At 35.5% G+C, this 21,647-nt stretch carries 17 protein-coding genes; 4 read left to right on the forward strand and 13 right to left on the reverse strand.

Features of this window, described 5'->3' with window-relative positions; all coding sequences use genetic code 11:
• Positions 1-46: 46 nt before the first annotated feature.
• From CSC80_RS12360 to CSC80_RS12375, 4 genes are all read right to left on the reverse strand, one after another.
• Positions 47-1,474 carry an amidohydrolase gene (locus tag CSC80_RS12360; protein WP_071342064.1) on the reverse strand — a complete coding sequence of 476 codons (1,428 nt, stop codon included), beginning with the start codon at positions 1,472-1,474 and terminating at the stop codon, positions 47-49.
• A 111-nt stretch (positions 1,475-1,585) separates the two neighbouring features.
• Positions 1,586-2,896: a deoxyribodipyrimidine photo-lyase gene (locus CSC80_RS12365; protein ID WP_099192217.1), complete on the reverse strand. Its 1,311-nt coding sequence runs from the start codon at positions 2,894-2,896 to the stop codon at positions 1,586-1,588.
• Positions 2,897-3,586: an SDR family oxidoreductase gene (locus tag CSC80_RS12370; RefSeq protein ID WP_099192219.1), complete on the reverse strand. Its 690-nt coding sequence runs from the start codon at positions 3,584-3,586 to the stop codon at positions 2,897-2,899. It abuts the gene before it with no gap.
• Positions 3,587-4,084 (reverse strand): SRPBCC family protein, encoded by a 498-nt coding sequence (locus CSC80_RS12375; protein WP_074673633.1) that lies wholly within the window; start codon positions 4,082-4,084, stop codon positions 3,587-3,589.
• 170 nt (positions 4,085-4,254) lie between these two features.
• On the opposite strand from CSC80_RS12375, the gene CSC80_RS12380 reads away from it, so the two are divergent.
• The gene (locus CSC80_RS12380) at positions 4,255-5,463 is read left to right on the forward strand and encodes a secretion protein (RefSeq protein WP_099192221.1); all 1,209 of its coding nucleotides are present in this window, start codon (positions 4,255-4,257) and stop codon (positions 5,461-5,463) included.
• Between the two features lie 90 nt (positions 5,464-5,553).
• The gene (locus CSC80_RS12385) at positions 5,554-6,399 is read left to right on the forward strand and encodes a DUF2911 domain-containing protein (RefSeq protein ID WP_099192223.1); all 846 of its coding nucleotides are present in this window, start codon (positions 5,554-5,556) and stop codon (positions 6,397-6,399) included.
• Positions 6,400-6,469: 70 nt separating this feature from the next.
• Here CSC80_RS12385 and galK read toward each other — a convergent pair whose 3' ends face one another.
• The 8 genes from galK to CSC80_RS12425 form a co-directional block, all read right to left on the reverse strand.
• Positions 6,470-7,627, reverse strand: a complete 1,158-nt coding sequence (galK, locus tag CSC80_RS12390; RefSeq protein WP_099192225.1) for a galactokinase — start codon at positions 7,625-7,627, stop codon at positions 6,470-6,472.
• 18 nt (positions 7,628-7,645) lie between these two features.
• Complete coding sequence (locus tag CSC80_RS12395; RefSeq protein WP_074673637.1) at positions 7,646-9,376, reverse strand: sodium:solute symporter; 1,731 nt, start codon at positions 9,374-9,376, stop codon at positions 7,646-7,648.
• A 111-nt stretch (positions 9,377-9,487) separates the two neighbouring features.
• Positions 9,488-12,019 carry a PIG-L family deacetylase gene (locus CSC80_RS12400; RefSeq protein ID WP_099192227.1) on the reverse strand — a complete coding sequence of 844 codons (2,532 nt, stop codon included), beginning with the start codon at positions 12,017-12,019 and terminating at the stop codon, positions 9,488-9,490.
• 80 nt (positions 12,020-12,099) lie between these two features.
• Positions 12,100-12,678, reverse strand: a complete 579-nt coding sequence (locus CSC80_RS12405) for a mechanosensitive ion channel domain-containing protein (protein ID WP_099192229.1) — start codon at positions 12,676-12,678, stop codon at positions 12,100-12,102.
• 3 nt (positions 12,679-12,681) lie between these two features.
• Positions 12,682-13,638: a septum formation inhibitor Maf gene (locus CSC80_RS12410; RefSeq protein WP_099192231.1), complete on the reverse strand. Its 957-nt coding sequence runs from the start codon at positions 13,636-13,638 to the stop codon at positions 12,682-12,684.
• 12 nt (positions 13,639-13,650) lie between these two features.
• Entirely contained in the window at positions 13,651-14,238 is a 588-nt protein-coding gene (locus tag CSC80_RS12415; RefSeq protein ID WP_091604664.1) for a Maf family nucleotide pyrophosphatase, read from the reverse strand.
• A gap of 3 nt (positions 14,239-14,241) precedes the next feature.
• Complete coding sequence (locus tag CSC80_RS12420) at positions 14,242-14,769, reverse strand: HAD-IIIA family hydrolase (RefSeq protein ID WP_099192233.1); 528 nt, start codon at positions 14,767-14,769, stop codon at positions 14,242-14,244.
• Positions 14,753-15,517 carry a Rossmann-like and DUF2520 domain-containing protein gene (locus tag CSC80_RS12425; RefSeq protein ID WP_091604661.1) on the reverse strand — a complete coding sequence of 255 codons (765 nt, stop codon included), beginning with the start codon at positions 15,515-15,517 and terminating at the stop codon, positions 14,753-14,755. Before CSC80_RS12425 ends, CSC80_RS12420 begins: the two co-directional genes overlap by 17 nt.
• A gap of 138 nt (positions 15,518-15,655) precedes the next feature.
• On the opposite strand from CSC80_RS12425, the gene ccsA reads away from it, so the two are divergent.
• On the forward strand, positions 15,656-18,835 hold the full coding sequence (ccsA, locus tag CSC80_RS12430) for a cytochrome c biogenesis protein CcsA (RefSeq protein WP_091604658.1): 3,180 nt from the start codon (positions 15,656-15,658) through the stop codon (positions 18,833-18,835).
• Between the two features lie 70 nt (positions 18,836-18,905).
• On the opposite strand, the gene CSC80_RS12435 is transcribed toward ccsA, so the two are convergent.
• A complete protein-coding gene (locus CSC80_RS12435) occupies positions 18,906-20,177 on the reverse strand; it encodes a M14 family metallopeptidase (RefSeq protein WP_099192235.1) in 1,272 nt (423 codons plus the stop codon).
• Positions 20,178-20,478: 301 nt separating this feature from the next.
• Here CSC80_RS12435 and CSC80_RS12440 point away from each other — a divergent pair, with 301 nt between their 5' ends.
• Positions 20,479-21,630, forward strand: a complete 1,152-nt coding sequence (locus tag CSC80_RS12440; protein WP_099192237.1) for a PLP-dependent aspartate aminotransferase family protein — start codon at positions 20,479-20,481, stop codon at positions 21,628-21,630.
• Positions 21,631-21,647: the final 17 nt, after the last annotated feature.

Genomic DNA, 21,647 nt, shown 5'->3' on the forward strand with positions numbered 1-21,647 from the left:
AAATGAAAGAAGCTATCTGTTAAGATAGCTTCTTTTTTCTTTAGAATTATTGACCGTTTAATGGTGGCGGACCATCTATCATAGGTTCATAAACTTCATCACCTTTACGTGTTTTGTATTCTTCTTTTACCTTATTCACCAATTTTGGATTTTGAAAGAGGTCTAGCATAGTCATTGCCATTGCCTTAGATGCATGTATCATTCCTTTATGACCAATAGACATGCCGCCGCAAGCCACTACGGCCCAGGAATGCCACGGTGTGCCGGTAGGAGCTACGGATACCCCTAAATTTATATTTGGTACGTTCCAACTTACATCACCAACATCTGTAGATCCACCACCTGGATTCTTTTCCGTTTCCTTTAATGGATGTACCGATCCGTCTATTCCCACCTCTGGTTTACCTGTTGCTTTTTGTATTGCCTTACCAAAAGCAGTTTCTTCTTCAGTGTAGGTAATAGGACCTAACAATTCCAAATTGGATTGCATAATTTCTCCACCAGACCGGTTTACCAATGTTTCGTAAATACCCGATACCAAAGAAATCTTATAATCTACATTGGCCATAATAGCGGCACCTTCCGCCATTTCTTTTACACGTTCATAAGTGGGTAACATTTTTGATCTTTTGGGATCTCTAACACGTACCCAAAGCTTGGCATAGTCTGGGACTACGTTAACCACTTGACCTCCATCTTGTATATGATAATGTATTCTAGAAGTTGGTAAAATATGTTCTCTATAATAGTTTATCCCAGTGGTATAAAGCTCCAGGGCATCAGAGGCACTTCTTCCATTCCATGGATCGGCAGAAGCGTGAGCTGTTTGACCGTAAAATTCTACGATAAAATCTATTAACGAAAGTCCGCTCTGTACGTCTGCCTCTATTTGAGCAGATGGGTGCCAGCTTACATTGACATCTACATCATCCCAAAGTCCGGCCTTTACCATCCAAACTTTAGCAAAATACTTTTCTTCTGCAGGTGTGCCTAAAAATTTAACCGTTCCTTTTATTTTTCCGGCTTCCATCAATTCTTTAATAGCAATTGCCGAACCCAAACTTGCGGTACCGAACATGTTGTGACCACAACCATGCCCAGCCGCACCTTCTTCATAAGGTTCTTTTACGGGTGATGCCTTTTGAGAAATTCCAGGCAAGGCATCAAACTCTCCCAAAATACTGATTACGGGACTTCCTGATCCGTAAGTAGCTGTAAAAGCGGTTGGGATATCTGCAACGCCTCTTGTAACTTTTAGCCCATTTTTTTCAGCATAATCGGCTAAAATTCGTGAAGATTCACTTTCGTCAAAAGCAGTTTCTGCCAATGCCCAAATAGAATCGCTAATTTTAATTAATTCTTCTTTGTGTTTTTCAACAGAAGTGATGATTTGGTTTTTGTCTTTGCTCATTTTCTGGGCAAAAACTGTTGCACTCAAGCAAAAACAGAGCGCCATTAGAATTGTTTTTTTCATTTTTTCAATTAGATTAAGTAGTTGTTTTGATTAGTCCTTTTAAATATACTCAACTTTAACCTAATTTCTTCTGATGATTTTTTGTATTCTGAATAATTATGAAAATCGTAATTATGATACTGCTTCTTTGTAAGTTTCTAAGCAGCGTTCCCTTGCCATTTTGTGATCTACCATTTTTTCTGGATAATCTTCAGTACCATATTCAGGAATCCATTCCTTTATGTATTTTTTGTCCTTATCAAATTTATCTACCTGTGTCATGGGGTTAAAGATTCTAAAGTAAGGTGCCGCATCTACACCGCTGCCCGCTGCCCACTGCCAATTGCCAATGTTAGAGCTCATCTCATAGTCTAATAATTTTTCCGCAAAATAGGCTTCTCCCCAACGCCAATCTATCAATAAATGCTTACATAGAAAACTAGCAACTAACATTCTTACCCTATTGTGCATGTAACCTGTTTCATTTAACTGCCTCATGCCGGCATCGACCAATAAATATCCTGTCTTGCCTTTTTTCCATTTGTCAAATTCTTTTTCATTATTGCGCCATTCTATTCGGTCATACTTGGCTCTAAAAGCATTGGTGACCGTTTTAGGATAATGGTATAAAATGGACATGAAAAATTCTCTCCAAATTAACTCGCTCCAAAATACTTTGTTTTGTTCGGCTATTGCCTTTTTCATCATTTTACGTACAGATACGGTACCAAAACGTAAATGAGGTCCTAATCTAGATGTTCCTTTATCCTTTGCGGGAAAATTACGAGTGTCTTCGTAATTGTCTATTAGGTTAGGGGTTACATCATAATCTGGGACTTCAATTTTAGATTTTTCAAAACCGATGTCGCTTAATGATAAATTCGGTAATCTAGCGTTCTTTATCAAATTCGATAAATATTGGCTGGTGTAATGAATGTCTAAATCTGTATTGGCAATAAACTGTTCTTGCCACTTATTTTTATATGGTGTGTAAACAACGTAAGGGTCACCATCACTTTTTACAATTTCAGATTTTTCAAAAATCACCTGATCTTTATAGGTCTTAAATTCAATGTCATTCTGCTTTAAAAAATCTGCGATTTTCTTATCTCTGTTCTTTGCGTAAGGTTCATAATCCCTATTGGTAAATACGGTTTTTACATTAAAATTTTCAGTGATTGTTTTAAAGGCATCAATTGGAGAACTGTGATACATTGCAATAGAGCTTTCACATTCTTCTTGTAGTTGCTTACGCATGCGCTGTAGAGTAGCATGAATAAAGGATACCCGAGCATCGTTTTTTGGCAATTTGGATAGTATTTCTTTATCGAAAATGAAAATGGGCAATACTTGATGATTACTTTTCAAAGCTTCTAAAAAACCAACATTATCATCTAATCTTAAATCTCTTCTAAACCAAAACAGTGATACTTCTTGTGACATTTAGTGTATGTTTAATGTTGAGAGTCCGCCATCAACTCCAATTATTTGTCCGGTCATCCAAGCGCTTTTATCACTTAATAAAAATATTGCGGTTTCTGCAATATCCTCTGCATTACCAATTCTGTTTAAAGGGTGGCGCTCGTTCATTAATGCTCTTTTTTTATCATTGTTCAATAGTCTTTTTGCCAAAGGTGTATCTACTAATGATGGGGCAATAACATTCACTCTTATCTTTGGCGCATATTCTGCAGCCAAGGACTTGGCAAATCCCTCAATTGCTCCTTTAGATGCTGCTACACTTGTATGATATGGCATTCCTGTGCCAACGGCAATAGTACTGAAAAAAACGATACTAGATTGTTCGTTCATTCTAGAGACAATGTGTTTCATAACTTTTACTAAGGCAAAGAAATTAAGTTCCATATCATCTTTTATTGTCTCTAAAGACATCATTTTAAACGGCTTTAAGTTGATGCTACCTGGGCAAAATACAAATCCGTCTATTTTTTCTGGTATTGTAGACAAGTCAAGTTCATCTACCGTAACATCAAAAGGAATATGAGTAATATTTTTGTGATGTAGGTTTTCATTTGTTCTTGATGCCACAAATAAATGGTGTGTGTCCTTTAACGTTGTAATTATAGACTGCCCAATACCGTACGAACCGCCTATCAATAGTATATTTTTCATTTAAAAAGATTTAAATTCAAGTTGTGTTGGAATATCTGCTATGGAACCGAATAGTTCTTGTAATTTTTGCTCTCGAAAACTGAATATCTCTTGCAGTTGTTTTTTTACTAAAATAGGATGAGCGATCTGACCTAATATCCCTAATGGTAGTTTATAGTCAATGATATCTTCCATTTCTACACCGTTATCAATTTCTTTTATAAAGTGTTTATGATGCCAAAGTGCATAGGGTCCAAACCTTTGTTCATCAACAAAATAGCTTCCCTGCGCCACATGCGTAATCTCTGTTACCCATTTTGTGGTAAACCCGGGAAATGGAGAAACTTTATATTGAATTATCTGACCGGGAAACATTTCCCTGTCTGCCCCGGTAAGTATATTGAAACCCATATGTTTTGGGGTAATAACTTTTAAGTTTGCAGGGTCTGATAAAAATTGCCAAGCTTCGTGCCTTGTAATAGGTAAAGCCTGTTTAGAATGTAGCTGATATAATTTCATATGCTATATTGAAAATAAAACAAATGTTACTTTGTTTAATTATTTGTAAAAATAGTTAAACAATTTAATATTAACATTTTTATCGGTTCAAAAATTAACTTTATCGATTAAAATAAATTTAGGTTGCTTAAAAACAGCAGATTATCATTATTCTATCTTATTTTGCATCAATGAAAATTTTAAATCTTCTATTGTTTGTCACTTTCACTATCATTTGCAGCGCTATTGGTAATGCACAGCAAAATGTTCAAACCGTGGGTGAACTGCCAAGTGATGTTTTTGAAACTTCTGGTCTTATTTATTACAACGGAAATCTAATTACCCATAATGATTCTGGTAATGAACCAATTTTGTATGAATTGGATACCTTGTCTTTAACCATTCAAAGAAGAGTAATCGTCAATAACGTAACCAATATTGATTGGGAGGCAATTTCTCAAGATGAGGATTATATCTATATAGGTGATTTTGGTAACAATGTTGGTACAAGAACAGATTTGGCAGTGTATAGAATTTCCAAAGATGAATATACTAGCTCAAATACTGTAACGGCCGAGATAATTAATTTCTCTTATGAGAACCAACAAAACTTTGAAAATAATGGCAACAGTGATTGGGATGCAGAAGCGTTTATAGTGCTTGAAGATAATATACTAGTTTTTACAAAGCAGTGGCAAAGTTTAGGGTCAGAGGCTTATCAATTTTCCAAATTACCTGGAAATCATATAGCTATTAGCGTGGGAGCCATTGAGAATATTGGTTTGGTAACCGATGCTACCCATGATATTGAAGCTAATAGGTTAGTATTGATTGGTTATTCATCAATTTTAAGCCCTTTTGTTGGTGTGGTAGAAGATTTAAAAATTGACATGCCTTTTGAAGGATTTACCCAGGAATCTCTTGGACTTAATTTTGTGCAGGCGGAAGGTATAACACAAACAACTTCTGGTAACTATTTTTTCTCTTCTGAATATTATTCTAGACAAACACCCACTATTGAATCTCCGTCAAGGTTATTCTCATTTCAAATACCATCAGTTGATTCTGAAGAAGCTGAGGAACCGGAAACTCCCGATGAACCAGAGAATCCAAATGAGCCGGATAATCCCGATCTGCTAGATGACAATGACGGAAATGAAGAGGATGAAAAATTGATTATTTATAAGGACCGTTCTTCTGATCATTATTACTATTCTATTTCTACCGATAAAAATGTTTACGGGAAAGTAATTTATGATGTTACCGGTAAAGAGGTTTGGCAGAATTCTGAAAATGTAGAAAAAAAGGGTATCATTATCCAGCATTTGGAATCTTCAATATATTACATGGCTATTTTTTTAGAAGACAGTGTTGTTTCTACTCCCTTTGCTGTTTATTAAACTATAGGGTATACTATTTAAGTATTTGTTAACATTTCTACCCTTTCTTTATAGCTAGTTTTGTGATTATAACTAATCACACAAAAAATCATGAACAAAGTAGTACTTTTTTTATTGGCCATTGTTGCCTCTTTAACTGTTGAGGCTCAAATAAATACTCCTGCGGCAAGTCCTGCAGCGAAATTAATTCAGACCGTTGGTTTAACAGAAGTAAGCATTGATTATTCAAGACCATCTATGAGAGGTAGAAAGGTATATGGTAATTTGGTGCCTTTTGACAAATTATGGCGTACAGGTGCAAATGCATACACCAAAGTTTCTTTTGATACCGATGTTACTATTGGAGGTAAAGAGGTTAAAGCGGGCACATATTCAATTTTTACAAAGCCAGGAGCTTCTAATTGGGAAGTTTATATTTATACTGATATTGTTGGTGGTGGAACACCTAGTAAATGGGAGGAGAGTAAAATTGCTGCACAATTAACAACACCTGTATATAATATTGAAATGCCGGTTGAAACTTTTACCATCACCGTTGATGATGTTACCAGTAACGGTGCTAGTATTGGAATAATCTGGGAGAATACCTATGTAGCCATACCTTTTACGGTTCCTACCGATGCTGCCGTTATGAGTAGTATTGATAAAGCCTTGAACGGACCAACTGCTGAGGATTACTATGCTGCCGCTGTTTACTATTCAAGCGAAGGAAAGGATGTTAAAAAAGCAAAAGAATGGATGGACAAAGCTATGTCCATGACCGAGAAACCTGCATTTTGGCAATTAAGACAACAGTCTTTAATTTTGGCTAAGGCAGGAGATAAGAAAGGGGCTATTGAGGCTGCAAAAAAATCTTTGGAGGGTGCAACCGCAGCCGGAAACAATGATTACATTAAAATGAACAATGATTCTATAAAAGAGTGGAGTTCTAAGTAATTACTACAATTTCTAAAATGTAAAAAGTCCGTGCTAAACACGGACTTTTTTTATGGAAATTATTGTCGTTTTATTCAAATACCTTAACACCATCATCTATGGCCAAATGGTAATATTCAGCATCTATACCTGTTTTGTTTTTATAAGACCTAAGCAAATCCTTTATACTTTCATCTAAAGATTTTGTTTCTATAAGGTTTATGGTACAGCCACCAAAACCGCCACCCATCATTCTAGAGCCAAGTACCCCATCTAGTTCCTCACCGATTTTTACCAAGTGGTCTAATTCGCTGGTAGTAATTTCATATTCGGTTGACATGGCCCAATGACCATCTTTTAAAACATTACCGACAGCAATGGCATCACCAGCAGTTAATTCTTGCATCATTTGCAATACACGTTCATTTTCTTCTATGATATACTTTGCCCGTTGAATATCAATTTCATTCACCTTATTTTTTACCTTCACCAGATCATCCTTGCTTATATCCCTTAAAGATTTTACTTGGGGTCTATAGGCTTGAACTTGCTTAACAATGTTCTCACAAGATATACGTCTTTTATTGTATTCAGAATCAACAGCTAAATTATGTTTGATGTTAGAGTTGATCAAGACCCAACTATAACCATCTAAATTAATTGGAATATATTTATGGCTTAGATCATTGCAATCTAAAAAAAATGCATTTCCTTTTTTACCGAAAAGCACGGCATATTGGTCCATAAGCCCGCAATTTAATCCAATCTTATGTTCTGCTTCTTGTGCGATTAGTGCAATATCTTCCCTTGAAATTTCTTTGTCAGATACTTGCGTAATGGCGTAAATAAGTCCACAGCATAGTGCAGCAGAGGAGGACAGACCTGATCCAATTGGTATATCTCCACCAAAAACACAATTCATTCCTTTTAAAGGGTAGTTTTTGACTATTAAAATTTCAATGATAGCTTTAAAGTAGTTTCCCCAAAAAGATTCAAATACTTTGTGCTCACCATTTAATTGAAAAACTATTTTCTCCGGTTGAGTCAAAAACGATTCTATCTGAATATTGTTTTCTTCATTACCGGAAACTGCAAAATATATACCTTTTTCAATAGAGGCGGGTAGCACTAAGCCTTGGTTATAATCTGTATGCTCACCAATTAAATTGATGCGCCCAGGTGCCTTTATTAGAATGGGATTTTTAAGATAATTATCTTCAAAATAGGACTTAACTTTATTATGTATCATTAAGCGGTTGGGTTGTTCTTAAGTTAATGGCTTTTTTAACATTCGGTCAAAAGCTTCAAATATAAAAGATATTACAATAACCAATGCTGCACCACAGAAGTTTAGCCATAAATAACCTAATTTTTCTTGTCCGGACGGGTAAATATGAATTAGGTAATAATAAATAATACAGATAATAATTTGGGTTACCACAGCCGCAAAAAACACAGCGTTACCTTTAATGAATTTGAAGAAAAATGCAATTAGAAAAATTCCTAAAACATTCCCGTAAAAGATACTACCAATAATATTTACCAACTGTATAAGATTATCGAAAAGATTGGCAATACATGCAATCAAAATAGCGACAATACCCCAAATTAGAGTAAAAAATTTAGAAGCTTTGACGTAGTGGGCTTCGGTTAGTTGTGCCGAACTTCTATTTCTCTTATATAAATCTAAAGCCGTAATGGTCCCTAAAGCATTTAATTCCGATGCAGTGGACGACATTGCGGCAGACAGTATTACAGCTAGCAATAACCCAACAAGACCAGTGGGTAGGTTGTTAAGGATAAAGTGTATAAAAACATAATCTTTGTCATTGGTTTCTACAACATCATTAGCTTGACTTATAAGTGATTTTGCGGCTATTCTATTAGTACTGTCTTTTTGGTTTATGCGAATAATCTGCTTTTTAGCTTCTTCAACGGCGGAATATTCTTTTATTTCCAATGCAGCGGAAAACTTGTTTTGGGCTATTCTTTTTTCTGCTTCTAAAGCTATTTGTCCTTCTTGCAGTAGTTTGTAGTCTTCAGCATATTCAGATTCCATAACCGCTTGGGTTGCAGAAGGGTTGAAATTTAAAGGAGACGGATTGTATTGATAGAAGACAAAAACCATTACCCCTACCAATAAAATAAAGAATTGCATGGGTATTTTGAAAATGGCATTGAATACAAGTCCTAACTGACTTTCTCTTATGGATTTACCTGAAAGATATCGTTGAACCTGACTTTGGTCCGTTCCAAAATAGGCTAGAAAAAGAAAGAGTCCGCCTGTGATCCCGCTCCAAAAAGTATATCTGCTAGAGGTATCCAGATCAAAATTCAAAATTTCAAGTTTGTTACTGGCACCTGCAATTTTCATTGCTTTGCTAAATGTAATATCGGTAGGTAAGTAGCCCAATATAAAAAAGAAAGTGATGAACATACCGGTCATAATTATGAACATCTGCTGTTTTTGCGTAACACTAACGGCATTTGTACCACCAGATACGGTGTAGATAATTACCAGGGTTCCAATAATAATGTTCAAGGTTCTTAGGTCCCAACCTAAAACAGCCGATAAAATAATTGAAGGTGCAAATATGGTAATACCTGCAGCTAAACCTCGTTGAATTAAGAATAAAACCGCTGCTAGTGACCTAGTCTTTAGATCGAACCGACCTTCTAAAAATTCATAGGCGGTATACACCTTCATCTTATGGTAAAGAGGCACAAAAACCATGCAAATGATAATCATGGCAAAGGGCAATCCAAAATAGAATTGCACAAACCCCATTCCGTCGTGAAAGGCTTGACCTGGTGTTGAAAGAAATGTTATGGCACTTGCTTGCGTTGCCATAACAGATAAACCTATGGTCCACCATTTAGAGTCGTTTCCGCCACGTACGTAATCATTAACATTCTGGCTTCCTTTGGTTTTCCATACACCATATATTACGATGAATAGAAGTGTACCGGCAAGAATTATCCAATCTAATCCTTCCATATTAATTGAATGAGGTCATTACGTAATAGAAAACAAGTACATAAATAAGGTTTAACACTAAAACAATAGTGTATTCTTTTTTCCAGGTGGTATTTTCATTTCGATCTTTACTCATCCTTTTATTTTCACTTTCGTTTCTACTTTCTCTTTTCCTACGGATAGCATATTAGAAAATAATTTATAGGCACCTGGTACACCTACTGGTAATTCCCTAAAAAAACTAAGTCCAGTATAAATATAATATCCCTTTCCATATGATGAAATCAGTAGACTACCTTTTGAAGCTTCTTCGCCTTCATCGTGCATTTCAAGTATTGGTGTAAACTCTTTACTCCATTTATTGGGAAAATATAATCCTCTTTCTTGTACCCAGCCGTTAAAATCGTTTTCATCAATCTCATTTGGAAAGTGAACCAAAGAATGATCTTTAGCTATAATGTTGACCTCAGAATTTTCATTGGTTACCCTATCTCTTGAAATTTCAATATCATACGGTGCAATATTTTCAAATTGTGCGCCCCATCTACTTGCTGTGTTATACTGCACAATTACCGTACCACCGTTCTTGGCATAATCTAAAATAAACCGTTGTTTAAATTTAAGTTCATCTACAACATTGTAAGCTCTGATACCAAGTACTACAGCGTCATATTTATTTAAAGATTCTTTTGTAATGGTTGATGGGTCAATAAGTTGAACATTGTAGCCAATTTGTTCTAAACTTGTGGGTACTTCATCGCCTGCACCCATAATGTAACCAATATTTTCTCCGGCTTTTTGTATGTTCAGGCGTACCACTTTTGCCTCGGAAGGTAGCAGAACCGTTTGGGTAGGGACATGATCGTATGCAATGGTGACCAATTCCTTTGTGATCTCTTTTCCGTTTACTTTAATGATAGGGGAGATACTACTTTCGTTTTCAGTAGATGGTGGACTTAAAGTGAAATACACCGTTTGTTCATCACCTTTTTTGGCAATGGAAAAGGGTTGTGTGTCAGTATCAAGTTTCCATCCTTTACCGTATTCCAATGCTATAGTTCCTGAAATGCTGTCTTGGTGTGCTTTTATGGTAACCGGAACCTTTTTACTTGACGCATCCGCAAATATCAATACTTTATCGGCAAAGCTTGCAGTGGCTTCCGGTACAATTTCAAAAGGTTGATAAATTTCACCTTTATCGGGTTTGGCATATTTATAAACAACAGGTCTTGTTATTGGTATTAAAGTGCCATTTATGTTCACTAGGAATTTTGCATAAAATGCTCTTGGCGTTTCTGGTTTGCCAATTAAATCGGTATTAGAAACCTTGTACGTGCCTAAAGTACCTTTCTCAATTAACCAATAAGGGCTGGTGTAATCTGTTGCAGAAGGTATGTTCAGGTCCACTTTTTTGGTAACAAGGTTATTATTCTTTAAAGCTTCGTTATCAATAGCTACTTTTTGATCGTTTATAAAGACCGACTTTAATTTTATGTCAATATTACTTCTATTCAGTGCCTGCACATTAACTTCAACTTCTTGTCCAGGGTTGGTATAAGCGGTCTGGGTAAATGCCTCTAAATGCAATCCTGATATGGCGAAAATTATAGCGGTTAATTCTTCGCTTTTAAGTTCTTTCCAGTGTACATCAGATATTCCTTGTAATAAATTGTATGCTTTAAGCAATTCCGGAATATGAACAGTGGGGTCTTTGAAATTGAAATTCTCTTGCACCTTATAAAGGATATCACCTATTGGTTCACCACCATCAACTCTTTTCCAAGTGGTATCAATGCCATCGAATATATTAGATTTATCTTCAGGTAAATCACCTTTCAATAATTCAATGTATTCATCTTCTGAACCTCTTGTGCTTAATCTACCAAACCCTTGGCAAAGATGTTGACTACTTGCCAACGAAGCTATTTCATTATTAGATTTGCCTAACATAGGGTAGTAGGTGCCAACATCCATATGTAGTAAATTGGTTTTATCTGCAGCCTTAAATTTTTCTTGACTACCGTAGAACCACCATGAAGTATTAAAAAATAATCTTTTTGGCTGCCAAGTATCGGTCATTTTTAACTGCTCTGGGTATGCGTTTGCATCATTTGCCAGATCAAAAGCTTCAAAACTTAACATGGCAGATGATGTATGGTGTCCATGTGTGGTGCCAGGTGTTCTATGATCAAACCTATTGATAATTACATCTGGCTTAAACTTTCTAATGGTTCTAACGACATCACCTAGTATAGCTTCTTTGTTCCAGATTTCTAATGTTTCACCGGGTTGTTTTGAATAGCCAAAATCATTTGCTCTACTAAAAAACTGTTCTCCGCCATCTACTCTTCTGGCCGCAAGTAGTTCTTGCGTTCTTAATACCCCCAAAAGTTCACGTAGTTCTGGTCCAATAAGATTTTGACCGCCATCTCCTCTAGTCAATGACAAATATGCTGTTCTAGCTTTTACGTTATTAGCTAAATAAGCTATTAAACGAGTGTTTTCATCATCGGGATGAGCAGCAATAAATAGGGCGGTACCAAGAAAATTGAGTTTTTCAATAGCGTGGTAAATATCTGTTGCTGAACTGTTTTTAGGGGTTTGGGCTTTCAGGGTGCCGAGTACTAATAGGCTGCAGGTAACGAACCCTAATAAATATCGCATTTTCAGTTGGTTTTGGTAGTAATTTCAAATATAATAAGATTAGTACCTAAGCTTACGATTTTACGACTTCTTTAACAAAATCATATGATCTGCTCTTCCTCTTCTTCCATATTCAAAAACTCTCCCTGTTGATAGGTAGAAATAAGAATTACACCTTTTTGAAGTACCAGGTTATTGGGGTAGGTTAATATCTCACCGTTACTTCTTCTTAAATGTAAGTGAAAAGCCCTAATATCTTCTATTACAAATTTATCTAGATCAGCATTATCAGGGTCTAAAAGTTCTTTGTCCAAAATGCGTATGGTGTTACCAATTTTAAATGGAAAGGAGAAGAAAATGATGACACCAGCGGTTATATTGCTCAGAATGGACCATTGCGCGAATAATGCAACACCAATTACTGCAAATACAGAAGATAGCATTACACCTAGATCTTGATAGTTTACGCTCCAAACAAAAGTAAGTGCTACTATTGTAATGATAGTCAATGCAATATTTATGAATTTAATGATCAGGTTGGTTCTTACCGGATTAAAATCACTGATTTTACTCACTTTTCTTACCGCAGTAGTAAAAAGGAATTTTAAAATTAAGATGACTAAAAGTACAATGAGACTATAAATTAGTTCATTGTAGTGCTCATTAATAAATTCTTTCATATGCTATAACCCTAAACTATCGCGCAAAGATAAATCCTTATTCGATTTTTGTTGCCAATAGGGTGTTGTAATCCTGTTAATTCTTGTTGCTTTAGAAGTCAGTACTTTTTTGTTGTCACCAAATCCGTCATGAAAGGTGTCTGTCCAACTTTCTATTAAATATGGAAATTCGTTTTCAAAGTTGATTTTTAAAGTGCGCTCAAGTTCTGGATAGTTAATAGTATATGTATTGGTATTACCTTTTGTGTCTAAAGAGGTAATTGCATTATACGCTTTTAATTCTTTGTGGGTCAACCTTATAAATTCAAGAGAAGGAACTATAGAAACTTCACCAATTGGTAAATTTTTTGGGTCTATTCTTACTTTGTTCCAAATTTCATTTTCAAGAATGGCTTTTTCCATACTGTAATCTTGGTCGCCTTCAGATTCAAAATAAGAATGACTGGTAATTTCAAAATCGTCTCTATTGTTCAATTGCGCATAAACATGTCCGCACCATTCTTGTGATGAGAAAGATACTTTTATAGCGTGTTGATTATCATGTACAGGATAGAAACTACTGGTCATTATAGAGTAGGGGTATATTCCGGTAATGTAATTTTTTGTGGAATTTAACTTAAGAACCGGAATGTTGGTTTTATGGCTATTGTCAGCTTTAACTTGTTGTTCTGGTAGAAATGGTTCGGTTACATAGATCATTACTGCGCTACCTTCCCTGATTTCACCATATCTTGCCTGTTCTAGTTTATAAGATGTAATTTCAGCCGTACCATTATACCAGTATTCTTTGAATTCTTCGGATAACTGTTTTTTAGGTACTTCTACAACGGGTGTAGTTGTTGCCATGGCTAAAGTATCGCTATTCTTTTCCGATTTTTCTTTGCAGCTGGAAAAAATTAAAAGGACCCCGAAAATACTGTAAAATAATGTGGTTGGTTTTAATTGCTTTATACTTTTCATGGTGATAGTTTTTTATGTTACCAATTTTGATAATGTGTCATAAACTAGTTGGGTGGGCAGGCCAACGACACTAGTGTATGAGCCTTTGATTTCTTCAATACCTATTAGCCCTATCCATTCTTGAATTCCGTACGCGCCTGCTTTATCAAATGGTTTATATTTTTCAATATAATGATGAATCTCGGATTTGGATAAATGCTTGAACTTGACTTCGGTAATCGAATGTTGTACAATTTGTCGTTCAACAGTTGTAAAACATACAGAAGAAATAACTTGATGCCAATCTCCGGAGAGCTTGCTTAGCATTTCTTTGGCTTCAGTATCATTTGCTGCTTTTGCCAAAGACTCATTCTTATGCCATACCACCGTATCGGACGTTATCAAAATATCTTCAGATTGAAGCTCATCTTTGAAAGCACTGGCTTTTAATTTAGCCAAGTAATCCGAGATTTCTGCGCCCTGTAATTCTGATGGATACACTTCATCAACAGATTTTATCTGTACTTCAAAATCAAGTTCCATATCCTTGAAAAATTGATGTCTTCTTGGGGAACCTGATGCTAATATTAAGCGATAATCTTTTAACTTTTGTTTCAGCATAATCTAATCGTTTGCTGCGCTAAAATGATTGGTCCAATCTCCACGTACTTTTAAAACTTGCTCAATAACATCTCTTACGCAACCATGTCCACCATTTTTGTGAGATATGTATTTGCTTACATTCTTTACTTCTGCTACGGCGTTTTGCGGGCAGGTGGGTAGTGCAACAGCTTTCATGGGTGGAATATCTGGTATGTCATCTCCCATATATAAAATATTTTCTGCTTCTATATGGTATATGTCCATATACTCATCTAAAGCATCCATTTTATAATGTGCGCCCATATAAATATCCGTAACTCCTAAACCTCCAAGTCTAGTACGTACCCCTTCATTGGTGCCGCCAGTAATAATACAAACATTATAGCCTTTGCTCAAGGCAACTTTAAGAGCATACCCGTCTTTTACACTCATATTGCGTAATAATTCTCCATTGCTGGTAATCATCAGGCTGCCGTCCGTGAATACACCATCGACATCGAAAATAAATGTTGTTATATCTTTTAAATACTCTTTATAGCTCTTTTCCATGTTTTTCTTTAATTGCGTTGCTTAAAAGGGTGTATAATTCCCTTTGTTGTTTGTTTTTTAATAGTTGTAAATGGTTGTGTAATGTTTTTTGATCACCTCTTTTGGCAGGTCCTGTCTGTGCTTGTAAAGGAGATAAATCATTTAATTTAGTGGCAGTTTCTGTGATTAAAGGTTTTAGAAGGTTAAAATCAATTTGATGTTCTTCACAAATTTCAGCTCCTAAGGTATAGAGATAATTGGTGAAATTATTTACGAAAACGGCAGCAACGTGTAGTGTTTTTCGTTGTTGTGAATTTATCTCGACAACGGTATTGCTTAAAGTTTTGCCAAGATCGGTTAATAATTCCATATCAGTTTTAGTATTTGCTTCTATGCAGATAGGTATAGAAGTGAATGAAACTATTTTGCCTTTTGTGAAGGTTTGTAAAGGATAAAATATGCCAGGTCTTTTTACCCCGTTCAAAACAGCAATGGAAGTGGCTCCTGAGGTATGGGCAACGAGTCCGTTTTTATCCTTGAAAAAGCTTGTTACTGTACCAATAGCATCATCGGAAATTGCTAAAAGGTAAATATCCGCATTTGGTATATTGGTAAAGTCCGTATTCACCAATAGTTTATCTTTTACAAATTCTAAGTGAGTGCTGTTTCTACCTACTACTTGTTTAATATTAACACCATCGGTTTGTTGTAGGGCATAATAAAGATTTTGCGCTACATTACCGGTGCCAACTATTACTACGGATATCATGGCGCAAAAGTACAAAGTTTATAGATCTATTGTTGTATTAAAATTAACAGTTTCAAAGACGTTATAAAGTGGTAAAAGTCATTCGTAAATGGTGAAAAGGCCTTATTTTTGCAACTTGAAAATCAACTCCTATCTTCCATGACGGAAATGTTCAAGAAAATATTCTTCTCTACGCGTTTAATGTCCATTTTGTTTATTGTTTTTGCCACGGCTATGGCATTCGGTACTTTTATTGAAAGCTGGTATAGTACAGAAACTGCTAGAATTTGGATTTATAATACCTGGTGGTTTGAGCTTATAATGGTGTTCTTCGTTATCAATTTTATTGGTAATATTTCTAGATACCGTTTATTAAGATGGGAAAAGTGGCCAGTACTAATTTTGCACCTGTCATGGGTCTTGATCATTGTTGGTGCCTTTGTTACGCGTTACATTAGTTTTGAGGGCATGATGCCTATAAGAGAGGGGAATACAGAGAATGTGTTCTACTCAGATAAAACATACTTAACCGTTTATGTTGACGGTGAAATTGATGGTGAACCTCGAAGAAAAATTTTAGAGGACGATTTGATCGTTACTCCCGAAGCAATAAAATCTAACTTACCATGGAGTGCCGATTTCAATGGTGAAGATTTTGAAATTTCCTATGTTGAATTTATAAAGGGAGCTAAACAAGGCTTGTTACCGGACCCAAAAGGAACTAAGTTTTTAAAGATTGTTGAAGCTGGCGATGGTGAAAGACATGATCATTTTTTAGAAGATGGTAAAGTCTCTAGTATTCATAACGTGTTATTTGCCCTGAATAATAAGACAGATGGAGCAATCAATATAATGACGACCGATTCATTATATCAAATTTATGCTCCTTTTGATGGTAATTTTATGCGAATGGCAGACCAATTTCAAGGGGTTTTGGTTAAAGACAGTGTACAACCTTTACAGTTAAGGTCTTTGTATAATACGGCAGGTATGCAATTTGTAATACCTGATTCTATTACCCAAGGCTCATATGGTATTGTTGAAATTCCAGAAGATGAGAAAACAAAAATGGATCAAGATGCCATTGTTTTTGATGTATCGGCCAATGGAGAAACAAAACAAATAAAATTGCTAGGTAGCAAAGGGCCATCTGATTTTAGTGAGAAGGTTAATGTAGGCGGACTCAATTTTTCCATTAGATATGGATCTAAGGTACATGAATTGCCATTCGGTATTAAATTGAACGATTTTATCGCCGAAAAATATCCTGGTACAGAAAAAGGTTATGCCTCTTTTATGAGTAGGGTGACTATTGAAGATGAAAGACCTTTTGATTACGATATTTTTATGAACCATGTATTGGATCATGAAGGTTATCGCTTTTTTCAATCTGGTTTTGATCCTGATGAAAAAGGGACTACATTATCTGTAAATCATGACTTTTGGGGAACTTGGATCACCTACATTGGTTATTTTCTTTTGTATATAGGATTAATGGGAATTATGTTCTTTGGTAAAACTCGTTTTCAAGATTTAGCAGATTCTTTGGATAAGCTTAAAATTAAAAAGAAAAAAATGTTTGGTGTTGTTACCCTTTTAATGACATTATCATTCTCCTCTTTTGCTCAAGAACAACATACACCAGAAGAGGGTCACCAACAGACGCCAAGCAAAATGCAGATCGATTCTTTGCTTGAAGCCAGTATGGTCAGTAAGGCCCATGCCGATAAGTTTGGTAAATTGGTAATACAAGATGAAGGTGGGCGTATGAAGCCTATCAATACATTTTCATCTGAACTCCTTCGTAAGCTAAGCTTAAAAGATTCTTACTTAGGGTATACTTCCGATCAAATTTTACTTTCAATGATGATGAATCCGGCGGTTTGGTACAATACCGAATTTATTGCCTTGGATAAGAAATCGCAAAACGATAGTATTAGAAAAATTATAGGTATTCCTTCTGGTCAGAAATACGTTAAGGCAACTGATTTCTTTGATAAAAAAGGACAGTACAAATTAGAACCTTTTTTAAGAGAAGCTACAGCTACCAACAATCCAAACAAATTTCAACAAGATTTTAAGGATGCCAATATCCGATTAAGTCTATTGAATCAGGCTTTAGGACAAGACATTGTTAAGATTTTTCCATTGTTGGACGATGAAAATAATAAATGGATTTCAGCTGTTGAATATAGGGGTGGGCAGTATGAGATTAGAGATTCGTTGTACGCGAATTTTGTAAAAAATGCAATGCCTTATTATTTAATGACGCTAGGTAAAGCGCAACAAAGTGGCGACTATGCTTCTGCTGATAAATTATTGGCTGCATTTCATCAAAATCAGCTTAACCATGGAAGTGAAGTGTTGCCATCTCAACAGAAGATAGATACAGAGGTAATCTACAACAAGCTGAATATTTTTAATAGGTTGTACCAATATTATGCCTTAGTAGGTCTTTTAATGTTCTTTGTTCTAATATTTCAAATTTTTAAAGATCGTTCCATTTGGAGAGTGGCAATTTATTTTTTCAAAGGAACTATCATGTTGTTGTTCATTTGGCATACCGCTGGTCTAATATTACGTTGGTATATCTCCGGGCATGCACCTTGGAGTAACGCTTATGAAAGTATTCTATATGTAGCCTGGGCAACAATGGGTATTGGCTGGGCGTTGGGCCGTAAAAGTGACATGACTTTTGCGGCATCTGCATTTGTTACTTCAATGTTATTGTGGATAGCGCACCAAAGTTGGATCGATCCATCTATTGCCAACTTACAGCCAGTTTTGGACAGTTATTGGTTAATGATCCATGTTGCGGTAATTGTGGGTAGTTATGGTCCTTTGACTGTAGGTATGATTTTAGGTCTGGTATCCTTGATCTTAATGATTTTGACTACCAAAAAGAATAAAGAACGTATGGCAATCAATATTAAAGAATTGACCATTATTAATGAACTTGCTTTAACCACAGGTCTTGTGATGCTTACCATAGGAAACTTTTTAGGTGGTCAATGGGCCAATGAAAGTTGGGGGCGTTATTGGGGTTGGGATCCAAAGGAAACTTGGGCATTGATTTCCATAATGATCTACGCCTTTGTAATACACACCAGATTAGTGCCGGGTCTTAGAGGTAAATGGACATTTAACTTTATGAGCGTTGTTGCCTTTGGTAGTATTATGATGACATATTTTGGTGTAAATTTTTACTTGGTAGGTCTACATAGTTATGCAAGTGGAGCACAGGTTATTACGCCAACATTTATATATTATTTAGTTGCTGGAGTTTTAGTATTGGGCGGAATTAGCTTTTGGAGATATAAAGTTAATTATATTAAATAAAAATAAGTATAGTATAAAAAGCCTCATGGAAATTTCCATGAGGCTTTTTGTTTTTAGTTACTTGTTAATTTTAATTTTTATTATCCAATAAATCCATTAATTCTTCGGCTGCTACCTTTCCTTTTTCTTTTAAAAAATCTCTAGGCGTATTATCGCCTAATTCAAAAACTATGGCCGGCATATGGTGGTTAACGTAAAAGTAATTTCTAGATACCATTGTTGGTTTTATTTCTGTTGATGGTTTTACATTGGTATGCTTCTGTGGTAGTCTATTGGTTATATTATTTATCCAGTCGAATACAATTTTGCCTTTATTACCCGTAATCGTAGAATCTATTGGATAGTAAATATCGTCCCAGGTGGAATGAAAATCTGCACCAAAAACAAATTCATAACCCTCAGATTCCTTTTTTTCAAGAAAGTCCCTTACGCTTTGTGTTTCGGGTTGATTGAAATCTTGCCAATCTCGGTTTAAATCAATTCCGCCCATATTGTGTCTCCAATGGCCATTGTCTACCCCATCAGGATTCATTAACGGAACTACGAACAAGTCATAGTTATCTCTAAATTTTAGGGCCTTTGGTGAATCTCCGCTCAAAGTTTCAATAAATGATTTCATGGCAAGAAAACCGGTAACCTCTGGCGGATGTTGTCTAGAAATGACCATAACGGCTTTTTTGTGGTCCCCAGTGCTCACTTCCATCAAATTCATTGCTCTTTGTTCTTTGCTTTTGCCAATTTCGTAGGTTGAAATAAAGTCTTTGGTAGCTAATGAATCAATCCAACTTTTAACCCTAGTGGATCCGTAAAGTTCTTGTGCTGTAATATAAATAGGGGATTTATCTATATTTACTTTTATCTCTACCATTTCCGGTACTGCCTTTATGCCAAATGAACCAGAACCTTGGTTGATACTGGTAAAATTGGTGCTGTCCAATGGTGTAAAATGCAATCCATCTGTACTAATTTTAGGGTAGTATCTACTACGTGAATTTTGATAGGTCATTTTTATGGTTATGGTCTTTGGAGTGTTAGACCACACTTTAAAAGCATACCACGGGCTCACATTAACAGGTGTATTCTCTGCAGTAATCAAAGTGGTGTAGTGATCGTTGCCATCAAAAGTAACTCCGTTTAATCTTCCGCTTTCAAAGTCATTGCTAAAGAATACAGTTTCATTATCAAAGGTCCATACGCCTTTCCATTGCTTTTGTACTGGTTTGGATAGGGTAGATACCACAGCACTTTTACCTTGTCCTTGATATCCCTTGGCAATAGGTTCTTGATTTTTACAGGATAAAATCAACATACAGATCACTACGGTAATTATTGTTTTTTTCATAATTCTTTGGTATTCTTTAAACTTAGTCTAATTATTTTGAAGACTAACCCACATTATTCATTATAAATCTATCAACAAAAAAGAAAAATGAACTCATGGAATACAGTTTAATTACAACTTTTCAATAATTCTTAATACTAGCATCCTTCTATTAAATTTTAATGAATATAAGTTGTTGATGAATGATTGTAACGGGCGAATAATGTTGCTTGGTTTTTTGTTTTATCTAATCAGGTAGGGTATGAGTTAAGGGTGTCATTACGTTCAATTTCCTTACCTTTATTTTTTATAATTTTTGCATATGAATTCGAAGATAAAAGGACTAAATACTATTTGTACCCATGTGGGTGAATTAGAAGATAAGCAGCACAAAGGCGCAGTTTCTCCACTATATATGAGTACTTCTTACGCCTATGAAGATGTTGATGTAAAACGCTATCCAAGATATTTTAATACACCCAACCAAGAAGGTCTTTGTAAAAAGATCGCAGCGTTAGAACATGCAGAATCGGCATTGATATTTGGTAGTGGAATGGCAGCTGTAAGCACCTCTCTATTAGCATTTTTGGGTGCTGGTGATCATGTAGTGCTACAACAGACGCTTTATGGGGGAACGTATAATTTAATTAACGAAGAGTTTTCTAAATACGGTATTGAATACTCTTTTACATCAGGATGGAACGCCGAAGCTTTTGAGGCAGAAATAAAGGCAAATACCAAAGTTATTTATATAGAAACGCCATCTAATCCTTTATTGACCATAACAGATTTAGAGGCAATAGCGGCCATGGCTAAAAAACATGGTTTAATAACCATGATTGATAATACTTTTGCTAGTCCGGTAAATCAAAACCCTATTGATTTTGGAATTGATATCGTAATTCATAGTGCAACCAAATATATGGGTGGGCATTCGGATATTTGTGCAGGGGCAGTCGCCTCAACAACAGAAAATATGGACCGCATTTTTCAATTGGCGAAGAATTTTGGAGGAAGTTTAAGTGATTATACGGTATGGTTGCTAGAAAGAAGTATGAAAACCATGGGCATACGCGTTAAAGCGCAAAATGAAAATGCTTTGGCAATGGCAATTTTTTTAGACGGATTGGAAGAGGTTGAAAAAGTATATTATCCTGGTTTACCAACACATATAGATCACGATATTGCCAAAAAACAAATGAAAGGATATGGTGGTATGTTATCATTTGAATTGAATGAAAAATTAGATTCTTCAAAGTTCCAAAAAGCTTTGAACCTTATAAAACCATCAATGAGTTTGGCAGGTGTAGAAAGCACTGTATTATCCCCAACACAAACATCACACGCCTTAATGAGTGCAGAAGTAAGGGCTGAACAAGGTATTTCTGACGGATTAATTCGTTTTTCGTTAGGAATTGAGGAAATAGAAGACTTAAAGAAAGATATTCAACAAGCATTGAATTCCATTAAATAAATTAATAATTAGTAGTA

The sequence above is a fragment of the Maribacter sp. 6B07 genome, assembly GCF_002700155.1.
GTDB lineage: Bacteria > Bacteroidota > Bacteroidia > Flavobacteriales > Flavobacteriaceae > Maribacter > Maribacter dokdonensis.